5 protein-coding genes are annotated in these 4,712 nt (G+C 57.0%); 3 read left to right on the forward strand and 2 right to left on the reverse strand.

Annotated features, from left to right (window positions below; translation table 11 throughout):
- Window positions 1-31: 31 nt before the first annotated feature.
- Complete coding sequence (locus NW818_RS06825; RefSeq protein ID WP_414424150.1) at window positions 32-829, forward strand: TrmH family RNA methyltransferase; 798 nt, start codon at window positions 32-34, stop codon at window positions 827-829.
- A gap of 16 nt (window positions 830-845) precedes the next feature.
- Here the strand turns inward: NW818_RS06825 and recA are convergent, their stop codons facing one another.
- On the reverse strand, window positions 846-1,970 hold the full coding sequence (gene recA, locus NW818_RS06830) for a recombinase RecA (protein ID WP_414424147.1): 1,125 nt from the start codon (window positions 1,968-1,970) through the stop codon (window positions 846-848).
- A 235-nt stretch (window positions 1,971-2,205) separates the two neighbouring features.
- Here recA and lgt point away from each other — a divergent pair, with 235 nt between their 5' ends.
- Both lgt and tsaE read left to right on the forward strand, forming a co-directional pair.
- On the forward strand, window positions 2,206-3,030 hold the full coding sequence (gene lgt / locus NW818_RS06835; RefSeq protein WP_414424148.1) for a prolipoprotein diacylglyceryl transferase: 825 nt from the start codon (window positions 2,206-2,208) through the stop codon (window positions 3,028-3,030).
- A gap of 3 nt (window positions 3,031-3,033) precedes the next feature.
- Window positions 3,034-3,669 carry a tRNA (adenosine(37)-N6)-threonylcarbamoyltransferase complex ATPase subunit type 1 TsaE gene (gene tsaE, locus NW818_RS06840; protein WP_414341851.1) on the forward strand — a complete coding sequence of 212 codons (636 nt, stop codon included), beginning with the start codon at window positions 3,034-3,036 and terminating at the stop codon, window positions 3,667-3,669.
- Window positions 3,670-3,869: 200 nt separating this feature from the next.
- On the opposite strand, the gene NW818_RS06845 is transcribed toward tsaE, so the two are convergent.
- On the reverse strand, window positions 3,870-4,568 hold the full coding sequence (locus NW818_RS06845) for a pirin family protein (protein WP_414424149.1): 699 nt from the start codon (window positions 4,566-4,568) through the stop codon (window positions 3,870-3,872).
- Window positions 4,569-4,712: the final 144 nt, after the last annotated feature.

Raw genomic sequence — 4,712 nt, forward strand, 5'->3', positions numbered from 1 at the left:
TGATCGCGTTAGCGGGACGGAGTCCTTACTGCTGACCAGCCCGAAAAACCCCTGGATCCGCAAGTTGCGGCAGTTGCACCGCAGCCAAGGTCGGCGAGAACAGGGCGCCTTTTTGGTAGAGGGATCCCATCTCATCGAAGAAGCCCTGCGAGTTGGCTGGCCCCTGCAGGCTCTCTGCTACACGCTTGAGTGGGCTGAGCGTTACCCACAATTGCTGGCCAATCTGCCCAAGGGCCTACGGCGGCAACCCGTCAGCTCAGAAGTCATGGCAGCGCTCTGTACCACCGAGTCTCCCGAAGGAGCTGTGGCCGTGGCCGTCAGTTGGCAGATTTCCTCTCCCCCCCTGTCCAAGTTACGTTTGGGCCTTGTGGTGGAAACGCTGCAAGATCCAGGCAATTTGGGATCCCTAATCCGAGTCGTGGCCGCCGCAGGAGCCGACGGCCTTTGGCTAAGCGCAGACAGCGTCGATCCCGAAAACCCCAAAGTCTTGCGGGCCTCTGCCGGCCAGTGGTTTCGCCGTCCGCCCCAAGTCGTGCCCGACCTAGCCGCCTGGATCCAGAGCTGCCGTTGCCACGGGATCCAAGTCTTGGCTGCTACCCTCTCCCCCACAGCAAACTGCTACTGGGATCAAGATCTCACCCGCCCTACCCTTTTTCTCCTGGGCAACGAAGGGGCTGGCCTGAGGGAAGCGACTATCCAACAGGCCGATGCCCAGGTGCGGATCCCGATGGCCGAGGGTGTCGAATCTCTGAACGTCGCTATGACGGGGGGGTTGTTGCTCTACGAGGCCCTGCGCCAGCGGCGATCTCGCTCAGGAAGCGCTCCCTGAACAGCTAGCTGCTCCCTCAGAACTCTTCCTCTACAAAGACCGCATCCTCATTCTCTTCCTGCTCTCCCTCCTCCATCGCTGCCGGCCGGCTGGCGGAAACCGTCACCCCCGCAGAAAGTTTCTCCCGCACAGCCGCTTCCACCTCCGCTAGGAGCTCTGGGTTTTCCTTCAAGTAGACAACCAGATTGTCCCTTCCTTGGGCAACATTTTCCTCCTTGTAGCTGTACCAAGAGCCGCGGCGCTTGAGAATGCCCATCTCCTCGGCCAGATCGATGATGCAGCCGATGTTGGAGATCCCTTGGCCGAAAATGATGTCAAATTCTGCCCGCCGGAAAGGGGGGGCAACTTTGTTTTTCACCACCTTGACCCGCGCTCGGATCCCGTATTCTTCCGCACCTTTTTTCAGGGTTTGAACGCGGCGAATATCTAGCCGCACCGACGCATAAAACTTAAGGGCATTGCCGCCGGTGGTGGTCTCCTGGGGGCCATAGCCTATGCCGCCAATTTTGGAGCGCAATTGGTTTAAGAAAAGAACGATGGATCCGGTTTTGCTGACATTTCCGGCAATCTTGCGCAGCGCTTGGCTCATCAGGCGCGCCTGCAATCCCACATGGGCATCTCCCATATCCCCTTCGATCTCAGCCCGGGGCACCAACGCTGCTACCGAGTCCACCACCACGATATCCACAGCTGCCGAGCGCACCAACTGATCGACAATCTCCAGGGCGGCCTCCCCCGTGTCCGGCTGGGAGATCAACAGGTTTTGAATATCAACCCCCAAAGCTGCTGCGTAAGTGGGATCCAGCGCATGTTCCGCATCCACAAAAGCTGCCGTTCCCCCTTGTTTTTGCACTTCGGCGATGGCATGTAGGGCAATTGAAGTTTTCCCAGAAGATTCCGGCCCAAAGACTTCGATAATCCGCCCTTTTGGGTAACCTCCGCCCAAGGCCAAGTCGAGGGTGATGGCCCCACTGGGTATGGTCTCCACCCGCATCTGGGTGGCATCTCCCAGGCGCATGATTGCCCCTTTGCCGAAATTCCGCTCGATCTGGCTTAACACCTGCTCCAGGGCTTTGCGTTTTTCTGACTTCAATTTGTCCGAGTCATCAGCAGTGTTCACAGCAGAGGCTTTCCGGGCCATAACCCGCATCCCCCCCAGGAGTCGTGGTGGAAAATCGAGCCTGCATTCTAACATTGTCGCCTTGCTCTGAGCGGATCCCTCTCCCTCCAACTGCAGTCAGCTCGTACCTTGCCTCGGTTCCTAACTCCCCTCTCCCTCTGGGAGAGGGGCTGGGGGTGAGGGCAGGTCTTCTGCATAGCCTTGCAGAGCGGGTAGAGTGGGCTAAAGGGATCTACTCAGGAATGTCCCCACGGTCATGACTTTGGTCTTACAATCCCCCGGCCCGGTTGTGTTTAGTTGGGGGCCGCTCAGCCTGCGCTGGTATGGCTTATTGATCGGCCTGGCAATGGTGTTGGGCTTGCTCCTGGCTCGCCATCTGGCAGCTCGGCGTGGCCTTCCCCCCAGTTCCATGCCTGATCTGCTGGTGTGGTTGGTGGTTGGATCCCTGCCCCTTGCTCGCCTGTACTATGTGGCCTTTGAGTGGGAACGCTATCGAGATGGCCCTTGGTGGCAGATCTTGGCCCTCTGGCAGGGGGGCATTGCCATTCACGGTGCCTTGATCGGCGGCAGTGCGGCGCTTTACCTGTTCGCCCGGCGGCACCGGCTGAGTTTTTGGTTGCTAGCCGATTGCCTTGTTCCCTCCCTCAGCCTTGGTCAGGGGATCGGACGTTGGGGCAACTTCTTCAACAACGAAGCCTACGGAAAGGTGTTGCCTCCGGATAGCCCTCTGTGGGTACAACTGCAGCTGCCTGATGGATCGCGTGTCCATCCCACTTTTTTGTACGAATCCCTCTGGAACTTTGGTCTCTTCGGGCTCCTGCTCTTTTTAAGCTACCGGCGCCAGCTTCCCCCCGGCACCCTCTTGGGCCTCTACCTGGTGGGGTACAGCCTGGGGCGCTTCTGGATCGAAGGCCTGCGCACCGATAGCCTCATGCTGGGATCCCTGCGGGTGGCGCAGGGGGTGAGCCTGTTGCTCATTGGAGCAGGCCTGGCCGCAATCTTGACAGCTCCCAAACGCGTTTCTGTTCACCCAAATGAGGCAACTTCCTCGCCTGGGATCCCCGCCCCAAAGGAGTTGTAAGCCATGGCCAGCGAACAGAATGAAGAGCTCTGGCAGCAAGCCTCCCCTCTGCTGCTGCCATCCGCCGCTGCTACCCAATCACTAGGGGCCCTCGTAGCTCAAGCCGCCCTTGGCTTCCTCGCCCCTTCAGGTCAACAAAAATCTCCCCCTCCCAGCCGCAGCCTCGGCTCCACTTCCGGCTTGGTCATTCTTCTCGAAGGTAATCTGGGCAGCGGCAAAACCACCTTTGTGCAGGGACTAGGGCAGGGCTTGGGGATCCCTGAACCCATCGACAGCCCCACCTTCGTGCTGGTGCAGGAATACCACACCGGACGGATCCCTCTTTTCCATTGCGATCTCTACCGCCTAGAGACCTCTTCTGCCGCTCGCGCCGGTGGGAAAGAATCCACACTCCTAGAAGACCTAGGGCTAGAAGAACTTTGGAGCCAAGGTGGGATCACCGCTATTGAGTGGCCCCAGTACCTCCGCCATCTGCCTGCGACCTACCTCTGGCTGCGCCTACAGCCCCATCCCCAGCAGGAAGGAGCCCGCCTTCTACACGTCAAGGGAAAGGGATCCCAGACTGGCCACCTTTGGCAGCAAGTTCTTTCTCAATTCACTCAGCAAAACCTCGAAGAAGGGATCCACTTCTCCTCCTGAAAGTACTTGAAAGCAGAAGAAAAAGTTGAGATCCCAAAAGACTTATGGTCATTTCGATTCCAACTAGGACACTGCACCCGCGCCTAAAACGTTGAATGTACGGAGCCAGAAGGCTCTTCTCAGCAGTTCAGTCGCTTCACCCCAGCCTAAAACGACTATAAGCTCAAGGCAAACAGCCAGAATTCAGCCAAAAGTCATCCTCAGGCCAAATCAAACAGTAGCACCTCAGCCCCTTCTTCACTGAAAAGGTTGAGCTCGCTTTCCCTAGCAATAGCCACGCCATCTCCTTCTCGCAAAAACAAGCCATCCAGGGTCACATCGCCCCGAGCTATCTGCAGCCATCCGTAGCGCCTCTCATCCAAGTGTCGGTGAATGGTGCGTCCCGGCTCAATCAACCCCGCATAGAGATTCACATCCTGATGCACAATCACGGATCCCTGGCGTCCATCCCGAGAGGCAATTAAACAAAACTCATTGGGATGCTCTGTCAAACCCGTCGCTTTTTGTTCATAGCTGGGCTCCAGGTTTTCCTGCTCCGGCAAAATCCAAATTTGCAGCAGATGAACCTCCTCATCTGCCGAGTGGTTGTACTCGCTGTGCCAGATCCCTGTGCCTGCCGTCATCCGTTGAATTTCACCAGGACGAATCACAGATCCCGTGCCCAAGCTGTCTTTATGCTCAAGGATCCCTTCCAAAACATAGGTAACGATCTCCATGTCCCGGTGCCCATGGGTCGGAAAGCCAGCACTCGGGCTGATTCGGTCATCGTTAATCACCCGCAAAGCCCGGAAGCCCATGTAGCGAGGGTCGTAGTACTCTCCAAAAGAAAATGAGTGGTAAGTATCAAGCCAACTGAGCTTGACATGACCCCTCTCTTCCCGCTTGCGCAAAGTCAGCATCACAGTTTCTCCGAAACCTGACCCTCGCAACCATCTTATTAACTCTGCAGTCAGAATGTCAATATTCAAACAGTTTTATTTCTTCTTTTCCCTGCTATTCTCGCCAAAAACTTGCCAAAAATTTTGGGTTGGATATCTTGACGG

The sequence above is a fragment of the Synechococcus sp. R6-5 genome (assembly GCF_047461775.1).
Taxonomy (GTDB): Bacteria; Cyanobacteriota; Cyanobacteriia; order Thermostichales; family Thermostichaceae; genus Thermostichus.

Excerpts from the sequence above, each read along its gene's own strand:
- lgt (WP_414424148.1), top strand. The coding sequence starts at position 2,206 with ATGACTTTGGTCTTACAATCCCCCGGCCCGGTTGTGTTTAGTTGGGGG.
- recA (WP_414424147.1), bottom strand. The coding sequence starts at position 1,970 with ATGGCCCGGAAAGCCTCTGCTGTGAACACTGCTGATGACTCGGACAAA.
- NW818_RS06845 (WP_414424149.1), bottom strand. The coding sequence starts at position 4,568 with ATGCTGACTTTGCGCAAGCGGGAAGAGAGGGGTCATGTCAAGCTCAGT.
- tsaE (WP_414341851.1), top strand. The coding sequence starts at position 3,034 with ATGGCCAGCGAACAGAATGAAGAGCTCTGGCAGCAAGCCTCCCCTCTG.